The 19,902-nt window shown below is 71.7% G+C and carries 13 protein-coding genes; 8 read left to right on the forward strand and 5 right to left on the reverse strand.

Translation table 11 applies throughout. From position 1 onward, the window contains the following. Positions 1–35: 35 nt before the first annotated feature. Complete coding sequence (locus NQU54_RS08580; RefSeq protein ID WP_257630545.1) at positions 36–581, forward strand: Uma2 family endonuclease; 546 nt, start codon at positions 36–38, stop codon at positions 579–581. A gap of 42 nt (positions 582–623) precedes the next feature. Then, positions 624–4,088 (forward strand): AfsR/SARP family transcriptional regulator, encoded by a 3,465-nt coding sequence (locus NQU54_RS08585; RefSeq protein WP_257630546.1) that lies wholly within the window; start codon positions 624–626, stop codon positions 4,086–4,088. Positions 4,089–4,157: 69 nt separating this feature from the next. On the opposite strand, the gene NQU54_RS08590 is transcribed toward NQU54_RS08585, so the two are convergent. From NQU54_RS08590 to panB, 3 genes are all read right to left on the reverse strand, one after another. Continuing rightward, complete coding sequence (locus tag NQU54_RS08590; RefSeq protein ID WP_257630547.1) at positions 4,158–4,982, reverse strand: ABC transporter permease; 825 nt, start codon at positions 4,980–4,982, stop codon at positions 4,158–4,160. Beyond that, positions 4,979–5,992 carry an ATP-binding cassette domain-containing protein gene (locus NQU54_RS08595; RefSeq protein ID WP_257630548.1) on the reverse strand — a complete coding sequence of 338 codons (1,014 nt, stop codon included), beginning with the start codon at positions 5,990–5,992 and terminating at the stop codon, positions 4,979–4,981. Before NQU54_RS08595 ends, NQU54_RS08590 begins: the two co-directional genes overlap by 4 nt. 259 nt (positions 5,993–6,251) lie before the next feature. Then, positions 6,252–7,112, reverse strand: a complete 861-nt coding sequence (gene panB / locus NQU54_RS08600) for a 3-methyl-2-oxobutanoate hydroxymethyltransferase (protein WP_069869258.1) — start codon at positions 7,110–7,112, stop codon at positions 6,252–6,254. 257 nt (positions 7,113–7,369) lie between these two features. On the opposite strand from panB, the gene NQU54_RS08605 reads away from it, so the two are divergent. The 5 genes from NQU54_RS08605 (at position 7,370) to NQU54_RS08625 (ending at position 14,465) form a co-directional block, all read left to right on the forward strand. After that, positions 7,370–8,992: an MFS transporter gene (locus NQU54_RS08605; protein WP_102934368.1), complete on the forward strand. Its 1,623-nt coding sequence runs from the start codon at positions 7,370–7,372 to the stop codon at positions 8,990–8,992. Continuing rightward, entirely contained in the window at positions 8,989–9,597 is a 609-nt protein-coding gene (locus NQU54_RS08610) for a TetR/AcrR family transcriptional regulator (RefSeq protein WP_069869260.1), read from the forward strand. Before NQU54_RS08605 ends, NQU54_RS08610 begins: the two co-directional genes overlap by 4 nt. Positions 9,598–9,773: 176 nt before the next feature. Then, a complete protein-coding gene (locus tag NQU54_RS08615) occupies positions 9,774–10,802 on the forward strand; it encodes an endonuclease/exonuclease/phosphatase family protein (protein ID WP_257630549.1) in 1,029 nt (342 codons plus the stop codon). 207 nt (positions 10,803–11,009) lie between these two features. Further along, a complete protein-coding gene (locus NQU54_RS08620; RefSeq protein ID WP_257630550.1) occupies positions 11,010–12,215 on the forward strand; it encodes an MFS transporter in 1,206 nt (401 codons plus the stop codon). A gap of 1,470 nt (positions 12,216–13,685) precedes the next feature. Next, a complete protein-coding gene (locus NQU54_RS08625) occupies positions 13,686–14,465 on the forward strand; it encodes an alpha/beta fold hydrolase (RefSeq protein WP_257630551.1) in 780 nt (259 codons plus the stop codon). A gap of 26 nt (positions 14,466–14,491) precedes the next feature. Here the strand turns inward: NQU54_RS08625 and NQU54_RS08630 are convergent, their stop codons facing one another. Together NQU54_RS08630 and NQU54_RS08635 are read right to left on the reverse strand one after the other, a co-directional pair. Further along, positions 14,492–16,246 carry an NAD+ synthase gene (locus NQU54_RS08630; RefSeq protein ID WP_257630552.1) on the reverse strand — a complete coding sequence of 585 codons (1,755 nt, stop codon included), beginning with the start codon at positions 16,244–16,246 and terminating at the stop codon, positions 14,492–14,494. A 125-nt stretch (positions 16,247–16,371) separates the two neighbouring features. After that, the gene (locus tag NQU54_RS08635) at positions 16,372–18,042 is read right to left on the reverse strand and encodes a multicopper oxidase family protein (protein ID WP_257630553.1); all 1,671 of its coding nucleotides are present in this window, start codon (positions 18,040–18,042) and stop codon (positions 16,372–16,374) included. A gap of 430 nt (positions 18,043–18,472) precedes the next feature. On the opposite strand from NQU54_RS08635, the gene glnA2 reads away from it, so the two are divergent. Then, positions 18,473–19,834: a gamma-glutamylpolyamine synthetase GlnA2 gene (gene glnA2 / locus NQU54_RS08640; protein ID WP_069869265.1), complete on the forward strand. Its 1,362-nt coding sequence runs from the start codon at positions 18,473–18,475 to the stop codon at positions 19,832–19,834. Positions 19,835–19,902 lie beyond the last annotated feature (68 nt).

Genomic DNA, 19,902 nt, shown 5'->3' on the forward strand with positions numbered 1-19,902 from the left:
GGCTAGTCTGAGAACAACCTGGCCAGGGAGGAACAGTGACGATCGCGGAGGACCGGGCGGTGGAACTGCAAGAGCAGATCCGGTTGCCTCGGAGCATGCGCCTGCGGCTGACCAGGAACGGATTGACGTTGGTACCGATCACTCAAGCGCACTGGACGACCCAGAGGCGCATCGCCAGCCAGATCGAAGAGCGCCTGCCGGGCTGGACGGCGGTCGGCGAGTTCAGCGTGATCCCGCCGCGGGAGGGCTACAGCCCGGAGCCGGACGTGTCGGCCGTGCCGAGCGACCAGGTACTCCCCGACGCCAGCAAATTCCAGGAAGACCTGCTCCGCTTCGTCGTGGAGGTCGTCTCGCCGGAGAGCGAGGAACGGGACTACAGCACGAAGTCCGATCACTACGCACTGCGCGGCATCGAGGCATACCTCGTCGTCAATGTGCTCACCGCCCGCTGGACGCTGCTGACCCGCCCGCAGGGCGGGACGTACCGCCACGCGGTGACCGGCGACTTCGGTGAGAAGATCGAGATCCCGGTCGAGGACCAGACGCTCGTCCTCGACTCATCTCAGTTCATGCGCGTCTGAGGCCGACCCCCCGGCCGGCGGGCCATCCATCAGAATGGGTCCGTGCGCTACGGCATCCTCGGCACCACCCAGGCCCGCCACGACGACGGCACCCCCGTGGACATCGGCGGGGCGCGGCTGCGTGCGCTGCTGACGGCGCTCGCGCTGGCGGCCGGGCGGGCGCGGACCACCGGGGCGCTCATCGGGGAGATCTGGGACACCGACCCGCCCGCCGATGAGCAGGGCGCGCTCCAGGCCCTGGTCGGACGGTTGCGGCGGGCGCTCGGCAAGGACGCCGTGGAGTCCGTTCCGGGCGGGTACCGGCTGAGCGCCGACCCCGACGACATCGATCTGCACCGCTTCGAACGGCTCGCGGACGAGGGCACCCGAGCCCTCGCCGATGGCGATCCGGCCAAGGCCGTCGACCTCCTCGACGCCGCCCTCGGGCTGTGGCGCGGGCCCGCGCTCAGCGATCTGCCCGACGCCACCGCGCTCGCCGCCCGCGCCGAGGCGAGGCGGCTGGAGGCGCGGCGCGCCCGGCTCGCCGCCGATCTCGCCCTCGGCCGCGCCGGCCAGGCACTCCCCGCGCTCACCGGGCTCTGCGACGCCCACCCCCTGGATGAGCCGCTGCACGCGCTGCGCATCCGCGCGCTGCGGGACGTGGGCCGTGCGGCGGAGGCGCTGGCCGCGTACGAGGAGATCCGTACGGAGATCGCCGAGCGGCTGGGCGTCGATCCGGGGCCGGAGCTGAGGGCGCTCCACGCCGAGCTGCTGGGGGCGTCCAGTGAGGGTTTCCCGGTGGTGCGGCCAGGGTCCGCCGCGGCCGGTTCGGTTTCGTCGGGTCCCGCGCCGTCCGGTCTCGTATCGTCTGGTCGCGTTCCGCCCGGTCCCGTGCCGTCCGGTCTCGTATCGCCCGGTCCCGTGCCGTCCGGTCTCGTATCGCCCGGTTCCGTGCCCGCCCGTACCGGCGGTGGGAATCTGCGGGCGCGGCTGACCAGCTTCGTCGGTCGCGAGGGCGATCTGGTGACCCTGCGCGGCGATCTGGCCGGGCACCGGCTGATCACCCTCCTCGGGCCCGGCGGCGCAGGGAAGACGCGGCTGTCGCAGGAGGCCGCCGAGTCGGCCGCGTCCGCCTGGCCGGACGGGGTGTGGCTGGCCGAGCTCGCGCCCGTGGACGACCCCGAGACCGTTCCTGAGACGGTCCTCAGCGCGGTCGGGGGTCGCGAGACGGTCATCCTCGGCACGGCGGCCGAAGGGCTGCGTGCCGCGGCCGACCCGACCGTGCGCGATCCGCGCGCCCGGCTCATCGAGCACTGCGCCCCGCGCCGGATGCTGATCGTGCTCGACAACTGCGAACACCTCGTGGAGGCCGCGGCGCATCTCGCCGAGTCCCTGCTCGCCCACTGCCCCGGGGTCACCATCCTGGCCACCAGCCGCGAACCCCTCGCCGTGCCGGGCGAGTTGGTGCGCCCCGTGGAGCCGCTGCCCGACCCCGTCGCGCTGCGGCTGCTCCAGGACCGGGGCGCGGCGGCCCGGCCCGGGTTCCGTACGGAGGACGATCCGGCCGCGTGCGCCGAGATCTGCCGACGCCTCGACGGACTGCCCCTGGCGATCGAACTGGCCGCCGCGCGACTGCGGTTGCTCACCCCGCGGCAGCTGGCCGAGCGGCTGGACGACCGCTTCCGCCTGCTGACCAGCGGCAGCCGTACGGCGCTGCCCCGCCAGCAGACCCTGCGGGCCGTCGTCGACTGGTCCTGGGGCCTGCTCGACGCCGCCGAACGCACGGTGCTCGCCCGGCTGTCCGTCTTCGCCGGCGGCTGCGGTCTCGCCGAGGCGGAGGCGGTGTGCGGGGACGCGGAGGGGCGCCCCGGGGGCGTGGAGCCCCGGGACGTGGCGGTGCTGCTCGGTTCCCTTATCGATAAATCGCTGGTCGTCACCGCGCCCGCGGCGGAGCCCGGGGCGGACGGGGAGATGCGGTACCGGCTGCTGGAGACCGTCGCCGAGTACGCGGCGGAGCGGCTGGACGAGTCCGGTGAGCGGGCCGCGGTCGAACGGCGCCATCTGGTCGCCTACCGGGAGCTGGCCCGTACCGCCGATCCGCTGCTGCGCGGCCCCGCCCAGCGCCACTGGATGATCCGGCTGGAGACGGAGCACGAGAATCTGCGCACCGCGCTGCGCCGGGCCGTGGCCGCCCGCGACGAGCAGGAGGCGCTGTGCCTGGTGCTCTCGCTCGGCTGGTTCTGGCATCTGCGCGGCCACCGCGCCGAGTCGCGCCATTGGGCGACCGCGGCGGCCGAGCTCGGGCCGAGCCCCTTCGCACCGCCCGTGGCCCCCGCGCCGCCGCTGCACATCAGCTGCACCGCCGCCCCGCCGCCGATGGAGCCCGAACTGCTGGTGGAGGCGCGGCGCGGGGTACGGCTGTTCGCGCTGGCCAACATCGAGGGCGACCTCCAGGCCGTGGTGGGCGAGGACACCCAGCGCGAGCTGGAGGGCATCGTCGCCGCCTACCGGGCGGGGCTGCCCCAGACCTGCCGTCTCCCGGGCGTCCTGTGGTTCTTCGCGGTGATCCTCAAGGGCGACCTCGGGATGTTGCGGGAGATGGCCGACGAGGCCGTGCGCACCTGCCGTGAACTGGGCTATGAGTGGGAGCTGGCGTTCACCCTCCAGCTCCGGGCCAGGATCTACAACGAGCGGAGCGGTGAGGACGAGGGCGCGATCCGCGACGCCGACGAGGCCCTGGAGATCTTCCGCCGCATCGGTGACACCTGGGGCGCGGCGGAGGCGCTGGCCGGCCGCGGCGAGACACGGGAGCAGCGCGGCGAGGGCGCGGCCGCGGCCGCCGACTACCGCGCGGCGATCCGCTGCGCCCAGGACCTCGGCGCCCATGAGCAGGTGCTGTGGCTCCGGGCCCGGCTGGCCGGGGTGTTCGTGGAGTTCGGGGACGAGGAGGAGGCCGCGAAGGGCGAGCGGATGCTGCGCGAAGTGGTCGAACAGGGGCCGCAGGTGGGCGCGGAGGCGCTGGCGTACGCCCGGGTCCATCTGGCGCAGCACTGCGGCACCACCGGCCGCGTCGGGGAGGCGCGGGCCCTTCTGGTCACCTTGCACGGGGAGTTCGAGAGGCGTGCGCTGAAGCTGTTCGAGGGGATGGCGGAGGGGATGCTCGCCTGGGTGGACCTGCTGGAGGGGCGGCCGGGCGACGCCCTGGCGACCGTACGCGGTGGGCTGGTGAAGACCTCCGGCCGGATGACGGGGCTGATCGCGCCGTTCATCCCGGTGACCCAACTGCTGACGGCCGCCGAGGCGCTGAGCGCCCTCGGCGGCCCCGAACGGGCCGAAACCGCGGCGCGGCTGGTGGGAGCGTATGACACATTGCGCAAGCCCCAGCACTACCGGAGGTCCGCGATCGAGCGGACGGGGCAGGAGCGGACCGAGACCGCGGCGCGGGCCGAACTCGGGGACGCCGCGTACGAGCGCGTCCACGCCGAGGGCACGGGCCTCACCCTGGAGGAGGCCGTCGCGCTGGTCTGAGCGGCCGTGCGACCGGCCGGCGCGCCCCCCGTAGGACGCGCCCGGCCGGTCGGGCGAAAGCGTGGACCGTCAGCTCGTCTTGTTGCGGAACCTGCGCACCGCGAGCGGTGCCACGACCACCGTGAGGGCCACGGCCCAGCCCAGGGTCACCATCACCGGCTCGGCCACCGCGCCATGGCCGCTGGTCAGCGCCCGTGCGGCGTCCGCGAGCCGGGACAGCGGGTTGTACTCGGTGAAGGCCCGCAGCCAGTCCGGCATGGTGGCGGTCGGGGCGAAGATGGACGAGCCGAACTGGAGCGGCATCATCACCAGGAAGCCCATACCGCTGACCGCCTGCGGGGTGGGCATCGACATCCCCAGCAGCATGAAGATCCAGGTCAGCGAGGATCCGAAGAGCACGGACAGCGCTACCGCGGCCAACAGCTCCACGGGCCCGGTCTCGAGCTCGAAGCCCATGATGAAGCCCATGATCAGCAGGATGAGGGTGGACACCAGCATCCGGCCGCTCTCCACGATCAGCTTGGCGATCAGCACCGAGGAGCGGGCGATCGGCATGGTGCGGAAGCGGTCCATGACGCCCTTGCTGAAGTCGTCATTGACGCCGATGCCGATCGACATCGCGATGTTGAGCCCGCCCATCGCCATCAGACCGGGGATGAAGTAGTTGACGTACTCCGACCGGTTGCCGCCCGTCATCGCGCCGCCGAAGACATAGGTGAACAGCAGCGCGAAGACGATCGGCATCGCCAGGGCGTCGAACATCGCGAACGGTTCGTACCTGATCTGCATGGCGTTGCGCCGCACCAGTGCGCCGATGTGGCGCAGATTGGCGCGTGGGCCGATCCGGCCGTCGCTCTTCCCCCGCATGGGTGCGGTCATCGTTGCCGTACTCACGCGGGGACCTCTTCCAGCGTCTTGTAGTCCTGCGGGGTGGACGTCATCCGGCCGGTGATGGCCAGGAAGACCTCGTCCAGGCTGGGCAGATGGGTGTCGATCCCGGCGATCGCGAAGCCGCGCCGGCCGAGCAGCCCGATCAGGGCGGTCAGCTGCTCATCGCTGGCGATGGGCACATTGACCAGGCCCCCCTCGACGTCGGCGGTCGCGCCGCCGATGCCCTCGAGCCCCGCCTGGGTGATGGCGCCGACCATGCGGTGCAGCTCACCGGGGTCGGACGGGCGGATCTGGAGGGTGCGGCCGCCGATCTTGGCCTTGAGCTCGTTCACCCTGCCGTCGGCGATGACCCTGCCCCGGTCGATCACCGTCAGATGGTTGGCGAGCTGCTCGGCCTCCTCCATGTACTGCGTGGTCAGCAGCACGGTGGCGCCATCGGCGACCATCCGTCTGACCTCGTTCCACACCTCGTTGCGGGAGTGCGGGTCCAGACCGGTGGTCGGCTCGTCCAGATAGAGCACCGAGGGCCGGCCGATCATGGAGGCGGCCAGGTCGAGCCGGCGGCGCATACCGCCGGAGTAGGTGCGCACCCGCCGCTTGCCGGCCTCGGTGAGCGAGAACCGCTCCAGCATGGCGTCCGCCCGCGCACGGGCCTCCCTGCGGGAGAGATCGAGCAGCCGCCCGATCATGTAGAGGTTCTCCCAGCCGGGGAGCTTCTCGTCGACCGAGGCGTACTGCCCGGTCAGCCCGATGGTGCGGCGCAGCTGCCGGGGCTGGCGCACCACGTCGTACCCGGCCACCACCGCGGTGCCGGCGTCCGGCACCAGCAGGGTGGACAGACAGCGGACAAGCGTCGTCTTCCCGGCGCCATTGGGGCCCAGCACACCCAGGACGGTGCCCTCCGGCACGTCCAGGTCCACTCCGTCGACGGCCTTGGTGCCGCCGAAGTGCTTGACCAGCCCCCGTACTTCGACGGCGTTGCCGTCTCTGATCCTGTGTTCCCGTCGCGTCATGCGGTACACGATGACAGCCGCCACCGACAGACCACCGACAAGCGGCAGACAGCCCGCCGACGGGGGAAGATCGGCGGGCTGCCGTTGTACCGCAGTGGCTCGTGCTGCCTGAGCGCTCCGCTGGAAGTGCCGTGATGCGTCGTCGGCCGTCTGCGGCGCCGTCGTGGCTGGTCGCGCCCACGCGGCGGAGCCGCACATCGACACAGCCCCGCGCCCCTTCGGGGCGCCGTCGAACCATAGCGGACTTCTTCCGACCTGCTTAGTGGAAGGAGTGCTCCTCGGCCGGGTACGCCCCGCCGACGACGTCCTCCGCGAAGGCCCGCGCCGCGTCGCCCAGGCTCTGGCGCAGCTGTGCGTACTGCTTGACGAAGCGCGGCACCCGGCCGTCGGTCATGCCCGCCATGTCCGTCCACACCAGGACCTGGCCGTCGCAGTCGGGACCGGCGCCGATGCCGATGGTGGGGATGTGCAGCGAGCGGGTCACCTCGGCGGCCAGCTCGGCCGGGACCAGCTCCAGGACCACCGCGAAGGCGCCCGCGTCCTGGACCGCTTTGGCGTCCCGCAGCAGCTGCTGGGCCGCCTCCTCGCCACGCCCCTGGACGGGGTAGCCCCCGTAGGCGTTGACGGACTGCGGGGTGAGGCCGACATGCGCCATGACCGGGATGCCGGACTGGACCAGCAGCTCGATCTGATGGGCGGAGCGCTCCCCGCCCTCCAACTTCACGGCGCCCACGCCCGCCTCCTTGACCAGGCGGGTGGCATTGCGCAGGGCCTGGACGGGGCCCTCCTGGTACGAGCCGAAGGGCAGGTCGCCGACGACGAGGGCGCGCCGGGTGCCGCGGACCACGGCGGCGGAGAGCAGCGCGATCTCGTCCATGGTGACGGGCACGGTGGATTCGTAGCCCAGGTGGCAGTTGCCCATCGAGTCGCCGACCAGCAGCACCGGGATGCCCGCTTGGTCGAAGACGGACGCGGTCATCGCGTCGTAGGCGGTGAGCATCGGCCACTTCTCGGCGCGCCCCTTGGCGGCCGCGATGTCACGGACGGTGATGCGGCGGGAGCCCGTACCCCCGTAGAGCGCCTTCTCGGACTGCTTTTGCGCAGGATTGACGTGCGTCATCGCTACGGCTCCTGTTCATCATCTCGAGGCGCCCTGACGGCGTCCCCGGACCAATCCCATGCTGGCACGGCTCCTGCCGGGGCGAAAGTGGGCCCGGATGCCCCGGGCGGTGGTCTTGACCACCTTTTCGCGCGGCCTTCCGCCTCGGCGTGGTCCTCCGTGTCAGCGCGCCCTTCTGTGTCCCGTCGCCCCAAACCCTCGCAAAGATTTTCCAATACGATACGGTCTCGTATCGTATTTTGCTTAGCCTGGGCGGCATGGCAACCTCCACCACCCAGGGTGCCCCGGACGGGTCCGGAGTCCCCGCGGAGATCCACCGCAGACGCTGGGCGATCCTCGTCGTCCTGATGTTCAGCGTCCTGGTCGTCGTCCTCGACAACTCCATACTCAACGTGGCGATGAAGACCATCGCCTCGCCCAAGCCCACCGGGCTCGGCGCCACCCAGAGCCAGCTCGAGTGGGCGATCAACTCCTACACGCTGGTCTTCGCCGGGCTGCTGTTCACCGCGGGGATCCTCGGCGACCGGATCGGCCGTAAGAAGGTCCTGCTCGGCGGGATGGCGGTGTTCGGCATGGGTTCGGTGCTCGCCGCCTTCTCCGGTTCGCCGGGTGAACTCATCGGCTTCCGGGCGCTCATGGGTCTCGGCGCCGCCTTCGTGATGCCCGCGACCCTCGCCATCCTGGTCAATGTCTTCGAACGCGAGGAGCAGGCCAAGGCGATCGGCATCTGGGTCGCCGCGGTGGGGCTGGCCATCGCCATCGGCCCGATCACCGGTGGACTGCTGCTCGAGCACTTCTGGTGGGGTTCGGTCTTCTTCGTCAATGTGCCGGTCGTGATCGTCGGGCTGATCGCGATGGTGATGCTCGTGCCCGATTCGAGGGACCCCGCGCCCGGCCGGGTGGACCCGCTGGGCGTGCTGCTGTCCGTCGTCGGGCTCGTTCTGCTGGTCTACGGCATCATCAAGGGCGGCCAGCTCGCCGACTTCACCGACGCCCAGGTGCTGGCCTCCATCGGCGGCGGACTCGCCGTCCTGGCCCTGTTCGTACTGCACGAGAAGCGCAGCGACCACCCGGCCATCGATGTCGGCTACTTCCGCAACCCCGCCTTCTCCGCCGCCATCGCCGCCGTCGCCCTGGTCTTCTTCGCCCTCATGGGCGTGACCTTCTTCATGGTGTTCTACACACAGAGCGTGCGCGGCTACAGCGCGCTCCAATCCGGGCTGCTGATCCTGCCGTTGGCCGTGGCGCAGCTGATCTTCGCACCGCGCGCCCGGCTGGTCGTCGAGCGGTTCGGCGCCCGTGCGGTGTGCACCTGCGGCATGCTGCTGGTGGCCGCCACCATGTCGGGGTTCCTGCTGCTGGGCGTGGACACCCCGATCATCGTGCTCGAGGTGCTGTTCTTCTGCCAGGGCGCCGGAATGGCGCATATCATGCCGCCGGTGACCACCGCGATCATGCAGGCGCTGCCACGCCAGAAGGCCGGCTCCGGCTCGGCGCTCAACAACACCTTCCGGCAGGTCGGCGGTGCGCTCGGGGTCGCCGTGCTCGGCTCGGTGCTCTCCGCCGCCTACCGCGACGGCATCCGGGACACCCTCGCCGCCGTGCCCGGCCTGCCCGACTCCGTACGGCGCTCGGCGGGCGAGTCCGTCGAGGCCACCCTGGGGGTCGCCGAGAAGCTGGGGCCCAAGGGCCAGGCGCTGGTGGGCCCCGCGCAGGACGCCTTCGTCCACGCCATGCACATCACCGCCCTCGGCTCGGCGGGCGTCGCGGTCCTCGGCGCGCTGGTCGTGCTGGCCTTCCTGCCCGGCAAGGGCGCCTCCGGCCAGGCCCCCGACGACGGGCGGCCGCGGTCGCGGGAGGAGGCGTCGGCCCACCGATGACCGCACCGGAGAGCTCCGCGCCCAGGCTCCGCGGCCGCCCCCGCAGCCCCGCCACCGACGCCGCGATCATCGAGGCCGCGCTGCGGCTGCTGGAGGAGGGCGCCTCGCTCGGCGGGCTCTCCATCGAGGGGATCGCCCGCGAGGCGGGCGTCGGCAAGGCCACCGTGTACCGCCGCTGGCCCGGCAAGGAGGCGCTGATGCTCGATGTGCTGCGCTCCCTGGAGGAGCCCAGCCCCGAGCCGGCCGGGGTCTCGGTGCGCGACGACCTCGTCACCATCCTGGAGTTCATGCGCCGACGCGGGCTCGCCAAGCGCAACTCCGCCCTGCTGCGCAGCGTCATCACCCAGATGCACGCCCACAAGGAGCTGTGGCGGGCCTACGACGAGAACGTGATAGCGGCCCGCCGCGCCTGCCTGCGCGCCGTGCTGCGGCGGGGGCGGGAGAGCGGTGAGATCCGCGCCGATGTGGATCTGGAGCTGCTCGCCGATCTCTTCACCGGTCCGATGCTCACGCGCGCCATGCTGCACGAGTGGCGGGAGTTGCCCGACGGGCTGGCCGAACGGATCGTCGACACCGTCCTCGAAGGGGTTTCCCCACGCCGCTGAGCGGTTTGTGCCCGTTGTGTCACAACACGCCCTCCCGGGTCGGGAGGTGGAACTCCGGGCCGTCGCCCCTACGTCCTCCGACGGGGAGCACCCCACCGGAGGCGTCGGGAAAAGCCCTGGTCATCACCTAGGGTCGTAGCCCGAGGCGCGGCAGTTGAGGCAGTGAGGGACAGCGAATGACGCAGGCGTACACGCAGGAGCCGGGACAGCTCGGGGGCGCGCCCCGGCGATCGGACTCCCGGATCGGCCGCCTGCTCGATCGGCTCCGGGACGATCGCGGCATCTGGCGGCGCGGACTCGTGCTGGCGGCGATCGCGATCCTGCTCGCGCTGGTCATGATCTTCCACGCCGATATCCCCAACCGCGTGGGCAACCTCGGCTCCCTGCTGGAGACCTTCCTGCCGTGGCTGGGCCTGTTCCTCCCGGTGCTGCTGGTGCTCGCTCTGGTACGGCGGTCGGCGAGCGCCGTGCTGGCGCTGGTGCTGCCCGTCGCCGTCTGGCTGAACCTCTTCGGCGGGCTGATGTTCTTCGACAAGTCCGGCAGCGGCGGCGGTGAACTGACGGTGGTCACCCACAACGTCAACGCGGAGAACGGCGATCCGACCGGCACCGCGAAGGACGTGGCCGCCTCGGGCGCCGATGTGGTGGCGCTCGAGGAGCTGACCAGCGCGGCCGTGCCGACGTACGAGCGTGCCCTGGCGGGCACCTACCGCTATCACACCGTGCAGGGCACGGTGGGGCTGTGGAGCAAGTACCCGCTGTCCGGCACCAAGCCGGTGGACATCAAGCTGGGCTGGACGCGGGCGCTGCGCACCGCCGTCGCCACCCCGCGCGGTGAGATCGGCGTCTATGTGGCGCATCTGCCCTCGGTGCGGGTGAAGTTCAACGCGGGCTTCACCGCCGGGCAGCGCGACGCCAGCGCGGAGGCGCTGGGCCAGGCCATCGCCCGGGAACCGCTCCACAAGGTGATCCTGCTCGGCGATCTGAACGGCACGATGAACGACCGGGCGCTCGCGCCCGTCACCTCGCAGATGCGGTCCGCCCAGGGCGCGGCGGGCGACGGCTTCGGCTTCAGCTGGCCCGCCTCGTTCCCGATGGCGCGGATCGACCAGATCATGGTGCGCGGGGTGGACCCGGTCTCGGCGTGGGCCCTGCCCAGGACCGGCAGCGACCACCTTCCGCTGGCGGCGTCGGTCGACTACTGAGCTCGCGCCCCGTGAAGTGACAGAGCCCGCGCCCGTGAAGTGACGGAGCTCACAGGGCTGAAGTGACAGAGCTCACGGGGCGCCCGGCGAGATCTTACGTCCCGTTCACCTTGGGGATCTCCTTGGGAACATTCGGCGTGAGAGACTTTGTTCAGCTAGAGAACATATACATCCCTGCACGTTTCTCCTTCGTTTGAAAGGTCTCTCATGCCCCTGGCCCTGCTCGCCCTTGCTGTGAGCGCCTTCGGCATTGGTACTACCGAATTCGTGATGATGGGCCTGCTGCCCAATGTCGCGAACGATCTGGACACCTCGGTGCCCACGGCCGGGTACCTCGTCTCCGCATACGCCATCGGAGTCGTGGTGGGCGCTCCGCTGCTGACCGCCCTCGGTTCCCGTATCCCGCGCAAGCGGATGCTCGTGTTGCTCATGGCGCTCTTCACGGTGGGCAACCTCGCCTCCGCCCTCGCCCCCAGCTTCGGACTGCTGATCGCGGGCCGGGTGCTCGCCGGGCTGCCGCACGGCGCATTCTTCGGCGTCGGCGCGGTGGTCGCCGCGCGGCTGGTGAGCGAGGACCGGCGGGCCCGCGCGGTCGCCACCATGTTCCTCGGGCTGACGATCGCCAACATCGTCGGCGTCCCCGTCGCCACCCTGCTCGGCCAGAACCTCGGCTGGCGCGCGACCTTCCTGGTCGTCTCCGCGATCGGCGTCGTCGCCATGGCCGCGCTCGCCCGGCTCGTTCCGCGGGTCTCCCTCGAGCAGCACGGCGGGCTGCGCCAGGAGCTCGGCGCGCTGCGCGACCGGCAGGTGCTGCTGGGGCTGCTCACCGCGGTCTTCGGCTTCGCCGGCGTCTTCGCCGTCTACAGCTACCTCGCCTCGATGATGACCGAGGTCACCGGGTTCGGTGAATCGACGGTCACGCTGGTGCTCGCGCTGTTCGGCATCGGCATGACGCTGGGCGCCCTGGTCGCCGGTCCGCTGACCGACCGGGCGCTGCGGCCGACGCTCTACGGTTCGCTGGCGGCCCTGGCCGTCGTGCTCGTGCTCTTCGACTTCACGGTGCATGTGAAGTGGGCGGCGCTGGTGTCGGTCGTGGTGCTGGGCGCGGTCGGCTTCATGACCACGACCCCGCTCCAGATGCTGGTGATGAACAAGGCTAAGCACGCCCCGACGCTGGCCTCCGCCTCCAACCACTCCGCCTTCAACCTCGCCAACGCCGGTGGCGCGTGGCTCGGCGGCGCCGCCATCGCGGCGGGCTGGGGCTGGACCTCCCCGACGCTGGTCGGTGCCGTGCTCGCGGTGATCGGGCTCGCGATCGCGCTGATCGCGGGCGTGAGCGATCGGGCGCCGGTGGGGGGTTCGCGGGTTGTCGCGAGTGGTGAGGGTGTGCGGCGGTTGTCTGAGGTGGGGTGAGCTACGGGGGGCTCCGGCGGATCTTTCCCCTCCCCGCCCCTTCCCACTACCAGGGGCTCCGCCCCTGGGACCCCTGGGGACCCGGGGCCTCAGGTCGGGACCCCCGGACCCGGGCCGGGGGGTCCCGGCCCGGGTCCGGGGCTCTGAGACCCCGGGCTGGGGCTCCGGGCCCCCGGGGCGGGACTTCGGGTCGAGGCTCCGGGCCCCCGGGGCGGGGCTCTGGGTCGGGATTTCGGGTCGGGGCTCTGAAACCCCGGGTCTCGGCTCTGGGTAGGGACTTCGGGCCGGGACTCCGGGAACCTGGGTCGGGGCTCCGGGGCTCCGGGGCTCCGCAACGCCGGAACGCCGGAACCCTGCGACTCCGCGCTTCCGCGCTTCCAGGGCCCTGGGGCTCCGGGACGCTGAGTCGGGGCTCCGGGGCTCCGGGGCTCCGGGGCTCCGGGGCTCCGGGGCGCTGGGACTCTGAGACCTCGGGACCCTGAGGTCCTGGGCCTCTGCGCCTCTGCCACTCCGCGCTTCCGCGCTTCCAGGACGCTGAGGCTCCGGGACGCTGAGTCGGGGCTCTCGGATCCCGGGTCGGGGCTCCGGGGCGCTGGGACTCCGAGACCTCGGGACCCAGAGGTCCCGCGCCTCTGCCACTCCGCGCTTCCGCGCCTCCGGGACCCTGCGCCTCCGGGACGCCCGGGACCTGGGTCGGGGCTCTCGGGACCTGGGTCGGGGCTCTGGGACGCCGGACCGCGCGGCTCCGGGGCTCTGGGGCCTCGGGACCCTGAGGCCCTGGGACTCCGCGCCTCCGGGACTCCGCGCCTCCGGGACTCTGGGGCCCGGGAACGCCGGGCCCCCGGGTCGGGGCTCTGGGACGCCGGGACCCCGCGCCTCCGGGATTCCGAGACCTCGGGACCCTGAGGCCCTGGGACTCTGTCACCCCGCGCCTCCGGGTCCCGGGCCCCCAGGGCCCGGGGCCAGGGAGCCCAGGGGCCCAGGGGCGGAGCCCCTGGTAACGGGGTCCGGGGCGGAGCCCTGGTTCGGGGTCTGGGGCGGAGCCCCAGTTTCGGGAAGGGGCGGGGAGGGGACAGCCCGCCGCAGGCGTCACGACCCGTCGGAGACCCCCTGAGCGTTCCGCTGGAGGTGCTCTCGGGTTGATGGATCGTCTGCGGCGCCGTCGTGGCTGGTCGCGCAGTTCCCCGCGCCCCTTTGGGGCGCCCCGAGCTGTCGTCGGTCGTCTGCGGCGTCGTTGTGGCTGGTTGCGCCCGCGCGGCGGAGCCGCATATTGGCACAGCCCCGCGCCGCTTCGGGGGCGCCCTGGGGCGCGCCCGCGCGGCGGAGCCGCGCATTGGCACAGCCCCGCGCCCCTTCGGGGCGCGTTGCGTGGCGTTGCCGGGGTGTTCTGGATCTGGTGGGCTTGACTTTGACACCGATGTGAGGCTTGAGCGTCCCCGTCATCAGCCGCGAGACGAAGGGCACCACCTGATGACCAGCACCTCACCCCTGGCCCGCGTCGTCCGGGGCAGTGGCCCCGGGCTGTTGCTCGCTCATGGCGGGACCGGCTCCATCGAGGGAAACTACGGTCCGATCCTGGACGGCCTCGCCGAGCGCCGTCGCGTGGTCGGCCCCGACTACCCCGGCTCCGGCCGCACCCCGCGCGCCAACGGGCCGCTGGACCTCGACACCCTCGCCGACCAGCTGGTGGCCACCGCCGTCGAGGAGGGCCTGGAGACCTTCGCCATCGCCGGGTACTCGCTCGGCGGCCCGGTCGCCCTGCGCGCCGCCACCCGCCATCCGGAGCGGGTCACCGCCCTCATGCTGACCGCGACCTTCGCCCACCCCAGCGCCCGGATGCGGCTCCTGGTGGAGGACTGGCTGCGGCTGCTCCGCGCGGGCGACCAGGAGGCGGCCGCCCGCTGGACCACCCTTGTCGCCGCGGGCGCGCCCTATCTGGACCGGATGACGCCCGAGGAGCTCGCCACGCTGATCGCGTACGCCCGCGACTCCGTACCGCCCGGCGCGGTCGACCAGGTCGAACTGGTCGGCCGGGTCGACGTCCGCGAGGACCTGGGCCGGATCCGGGTGCCCACGCTGGTGATCTCCACGGCGCTGGACACGATGGCCACGCCGTACCACCACCGTCAGGTCGCCGACGGGATCCCCGGGGCGCGCTTCGCCGAGCTGGCGTCCGGCCATCTGCCGTTCGCGGAGGCGCCCGGTGAGTGGCTGGGGCTGATCAGGGCGTTCCTGGACGCCCAGGCATAACCCTCACGGGCGCCCCGCCGACAGGCTCAGTCGTGCTCCCGCCAGCGGTTGGTGATGGGCAGCCGGCGGTCCTTGCCGAAGCCCTTCGCGGAGATCTTCGTGCCCGGCGGGTACTGCCGGCGCTTGTACTCCGCGGTGTCCACGAGCCGCAGGATCCGGGTCACCAGCGCATCGTCGTACCCCGCCGCGACGATCTCCGCGCGCCCCTGGTCACGGTCGACGTACAGCTCCAGGATCCGGTCGAGGATGTCGTAGTCGGGGAGCGAGTCGGTGTCGACCTGGCCGGGGCGCAGCTCGGCGCTCGGCGGCTTGGAGATCGAGTTCTCGGGGATGGGCGGGGTCTGGCCCCGCTCTTCCGCCGCACGGTTGCGCCATTTCGACAGCCGGAAGATGGAGGTCTTGTAGACGTCCTTGATCGGGCCGTACGCGCCGACCGAGTCTCCATAGAGGGTGGAGTAGCCGCAGGCCAGCTCGGACTTGTTGCCCGGGGCGAGGACGATATGGCCCTCCTGGTTGGAGATCGCCATCAGCATCGTGCCGCGCAGCCGCGACTGGAGGTTCTCCTCGGCCAGCCCGGTGAGCCCCAGGGACCCCATATAGGCGTCGAACATCGGGGCGATCGAGACCGTGCGGAAGTTGAGCCCGGTGCGCCGCGCCAGCTCGGTGGCGTCGGCGATCGAGTGCTCGGAGGAGTAGCGCGAGGGCATGGCGACGCCGTACACGTTCTGCGCGCCGACCGCGTCACAGGCGATGGCGGCGACGAGCGAGGAGTCGATCCCGCCGGAGAGCCCGATCAGCACACTGCGGAAGCCGTTCTTGGCCACATAGGCCCGCAGCCCCACGACCAGCGCCGTGTAGATCTCCTCGTCGTCCCCGAGCCGCTCGGCCTCGCCGCCCGCGAGCTCCGGCTCGTAACCGGGCAGCGGGTCGGCGGAGAGAGTCACATGGTCGATGCGCAGCCCGTCGTCCACGACCCCCTCGGGGACAAAGTCCGGGTCGGCGGCGGGCAGTTCGAGGTCGAGCAGCACACAGCCCTCCGCGAACTGCGGGGCGCGGGCGATGACTTCACCGGCGCGGTCCACGACGATCGAGTCGCCGTCGAAGACCAGCTCGTCCTGGCCGCCGATCATCGCCAGGTACGCGGTGGTGCAGCCCGCCTCCTGGGCCCGCTTGCGCACCAGGTCCAGCCGGGTGTCGTCCTTCTCCCGCTCGTACGGCGAGGCGTTGATCGACAGCAGCAGCCCGGCCCCCGCCGAGCGGCTGGCCGGCACCCGGCCGCCGTCCTGCCACAGGTCCTCGCAGATGGCGAGCGCCACGTCGATGCCGTGGACGCGGACCATGGGCAGGGTGTCGCCGGGCACGAAGTAGCGGAACTCGTCGAAGACGCCGTAGTTCGGCAGATGGTGCTTGGCGAAGGTCAGGGCGATGGCGCCCCGGTGCAGCACGGCGCCCGCGTTCTGCGGTGAGCCGGCCGGCTGGCCGTACCGCCGGGCGCCCTCACTGCGGTCGAGATAGCCGACGACCACCGGCACCTCGCCCAGCCCCTCGGCGTTCAGCCGCTCGGCGAGCGAGCGCAGCGCGGTGCGCGACGCCTCGACGAAGGACGAGCGCAGCGCCAGGTCCTCGACGGGGTAGCCGGTCAGCACCATCTCGGGGAACGCCACCAGATGGGCGCCCTGCTCGGCGGAGTGCCGGGTCCAGTGGAGTATCGACTCGGTGTTGCCGTCGAGGTCTCCGACGGTCGAGTCGATCTGGTTCAGAGCGAGGCGAAGTTGAGGCACGCGCCCAGTGTAATCGTCTGTCTGACGCGATAGCCGGGGGTGTCTCTCATCTCACGCCGCCGGACGGGGCCTGCCCCCGCCCGGCCCCCGCGTCTCCGGGGCCGGGCCGGTTCCGCCGCAAACGGCTACTTCTGGTAGCCGAGGGTCGTCATCATCCCGGACTCCGAGTGGTAGACGTTGTGGCAGTGGACCATCCACAGCCCCGGGTTGTCGGCGTCGAGGTCCACGTTCACCTTGTGGTGCGGCAGCACGATCGTGGTGTCTTTACGCGGGCCGTCGTCGGGCAGCGCGAAGGTGTGGCCGTGCAGATGCACCGGATGCCACATGTCGGTGCCGTTGATGAAGGAGATCCGCACCCGCTCACCGGCCCGCACCGGATAGCGCTGCGAGGGGTCGTACGGCCGGTCGTTGATCGCCCAGTCCCACCGCCGCATCGAGCCGGTGAGCCGCATCCGGATGATGCGGTCGGGCTCCTTGGGCGTCAGCCGTACCTCTTCCGCCGCCTTCAGCCGGTCCGCGGTGAGCAGCTCGCCGTCCAGCTCCTTGGGGCGCGGGAACTTCACGGGGTTCTTGCCGCGGGTGCGCAGCACCGCCATCGCGGACCGCCCCTTGCCCTCGGCGATGACGGCGAGCGGGAAGACCCCGTCCTTGAGGGTGACCAGCACGTCGTAGCGCTCGCCCATGCCCAGCAGCAGCGCGTCGGTCCTGGCCGGTACGACGGGGTAGCCGTCGGTGTGGGTGACGGTCATCCGGTGGCCGCCGAGGGCCACCCGGAAGGCGGTGTCGCCGCCCGCGTTGATGATGCGGATGCGGACCCGGTCGCCGCGCTTGGCGCGGAAGACCTGCGGGGACTCCGGGCTGCGCCCGTTCACCAGGTAGTACGGGTAGGTGACATCGCCCGCGTGGCCGCCCAGCGGCCCGCTCTCCGAAGGGGCGGCCTTCCGCCGTGCCGTGGCCCGGACCCCGGTGCCCTTCGCGCCGCCCTTGGCCGTGCTCTTGGCCGTGCTCTTCGCCCCGCCTTCGGCCTTGGCGCCGGGCTTGCCCCCGTCCCCCATGCCCCCCATGCCCTCCATGGAGTGGCCGCCCTTGCCGCCGCCCAGCCGCTCGAACACCTTGTCCGGGGTGCGGCCGCCCACCCCGTCGAGCCAGTCGTCGAGGACGACGACCCACTCCTTGTCGTACTTCAGCGGCTCCTTCGGGTCCTCCACGATCAGCGGTGCGTACAGCCCCCGGTCCAGCTGGACGCCCGAGTGCGGATGGATCCAGTACGTGCCCGGGTAGAACGCGGTGAAGCGGTAGTCGAAGGCGGCGCCGGTCTTGATCGCCCGCTGGGTCACCCCCGGCACGCCGTCCATGTCGTTGCGCAGCCGGATGCCGTGCCAGTGCAGCGTGGTGGACTGCGGCAGGTTGTTGGCGAGGGTGAGGGCGATGGTGTCGCCCGCGGTCACCCGGATCTCCCGGCCCGGCACCTGGTCCTCGTACGCCCAGGAGGCCACCTTGCGGGCGCCGATGTCCAGGGTGGTCGCGGTGGCGGTCAGCCGGAACTCCCGCACCGGCCCGGGGCCCCGCCGCCGCTCGACCGCGGCGACCTCCGGGCCGTGGGGGGAGACATACTCCGCCGGGACGTCGTCCGCGGGCGCCCCGGCCCTGGCGGGGGCGCCCGTCGCGTCGCCGTCCACGCCGCCGTGGCCCCCGGCGTGGGGGCGGGGGCCGGGGGAACCGCAGGCGGTGAGCAGACCGCTGCCCGCGGCGGCGATGCCCGTGCCGAGCACGGCACGGCGAGTCTTTTCGTGCATGAGTCAGTACCCCAATGCTGATGTGTGCCGGATGCGTGAGGGGTCGGCGCGTCCACCGCCCCGCCGGGAGGGCGGGCGGCCGACGCGCCGCTCTATGCGCCGCATCAGCGATCGGCTGTGGGGTGAGGGGCCTCGATGCACCGCCGCCTCCATCTGACCGTTCAGATCATCGTCTGACCGCATGATCATCGTGATAATCGGCAGCCTACCCCCAAGGGGTATGGACCTCCCGCAGGCGCCACGGAGGGCGCGGAACGCCCGGGGTCCGGGACCGGCCGGGTGAAAGTACGATGCACACATCGTGGTGAGGTGAGGGGAGACCGGAGAGACCGGACGAAACCTCGGCGAAATCCCACCGCGTGATACTAGGGCTGCGGAAGGTGCCCCGCGCCCGCGCAAAGAGCCGTTTGACCTGCAAGGATAGGGGACCATGGATAAGCAGCAGGAGTTCGTGCTCCGCACGCTCGAAGAGCGCGACATCCGGTTCGTGCGGCTCTGGTTCACCGACGTGCTCGGCTTCCTGAAGTCCGTGGCCGTCGCGCCGGCCGAACTCGAGGGTGCCTTCGACGAAGGCATCGGATTCGACGGCTCCGCGATCGAGGGCTTCGCCCGTGTCTACGAGTCCGACATGATCGCCAAGCCGGACCCCGGGACGTTCCAGATCCTGCCCTGGCGCGCCGAGGCCCCCGGGACCGCGCGGATGTTCTGCGACATCCTGATGCCGGACGGCTCACCGTCCTTCGCCGATCCGCGCTTCGTCCTCAAGCGGATCCTCGCCAAGACCTCCGACCTCGGCTTCACCTTCTACACCCACCCCGAGATCGAGTTCTTCCTGCTCAACCAGAAGCCGGTGGACGGCACCCGCCCGGTGCCCGCCGACTCCTCCGGCTACTTCGACCACACCCCGCAGAACATCGGCATGGACTTCCGCCGCCAGGCGATCACCATGCTCGAATCGATGGGCATCTCGGTCGAGTTCTCCCACCACGAGGGCGCCCCCGGCCAGCAGGAGATCGATCTGCGCTACGCCGACGCGCTCTCCACCGCCGACAACATCATGACCTTCCGGCTGGTCATGAAGCAGGTCGCGCTGGAGCAGGGCGTACAGGCCACCTTCATGCCCAAGCCGTTCTCCGAATTCCCCGGCTCGGGCATGCACACCCACCTCTCCCTCTTCGAGGGCGACCGCAATGCCTTCTACGAGTCCGGCGCCGAGTTCCAGCTCTCCAAGGTGGGCCGCTCCTTCATCGCCGGGCTGCTCCGCCACGCCGGGGAGATCTCCGCCGTGACCAACCAGTGGGTCAACTCCTACAAGCGCATCTGGGGCGGCTCCAAGCGCACCGCCGGCGCGGGCGGCGAGGCCCCCTCCTACATCTGCTGGGGCCACAACAACCGCTCCGCCCTCGTCCGCGTCCCCCTCTACAAGCCCGGCAAGACCGGCTCCACCCGCGTCGAGGTCCGCTCCCTGGACTCCGGCGCCAACCCCTACCTGGCCTACGCGGTCCTCCTCGCCGCCGGGCTCAAGGGCATCGAGGGCGGCTACGAACTCCCGGCCGGAGCCGACGACGACGTCTGGGCCCTCTCCGACGCCGAGCGCCGCTCCCTGGGCATCGAGCCCCTGCCGCAGAACCTGGGCGAGGCGATCGACCTGATGGAGCGCAGCGAACTGGTCGCGGAGACGCTCGGCGAGCATGTCTTCGACTTCTTCCTGCGCAACAAGAAGCAGGAGTGGGAGGAGTACCGCTCCGAGGTGACGCCGTTCGAGCTGCGGAAGAACCTGCCGGTGCTCTAGCCGCGGGAAGCGAGGGCGGGCCCCGCCCGCCCCGCTGTTCGTCTCGCCGCCGTCGACGCCTGGACCTG

Origin of the sequence: Streptomyces malaysiensis subsp. samsunensis, assembly GCF_024519315.1 — a bacterium.
Taxonomy (GTDB): domain Bacteria; phylum Actinomycetota; class Actinomycetes; order Streptomycetales; family Streptomycetaceae; genus Streptomyces; species Streptomyces malaysiensis.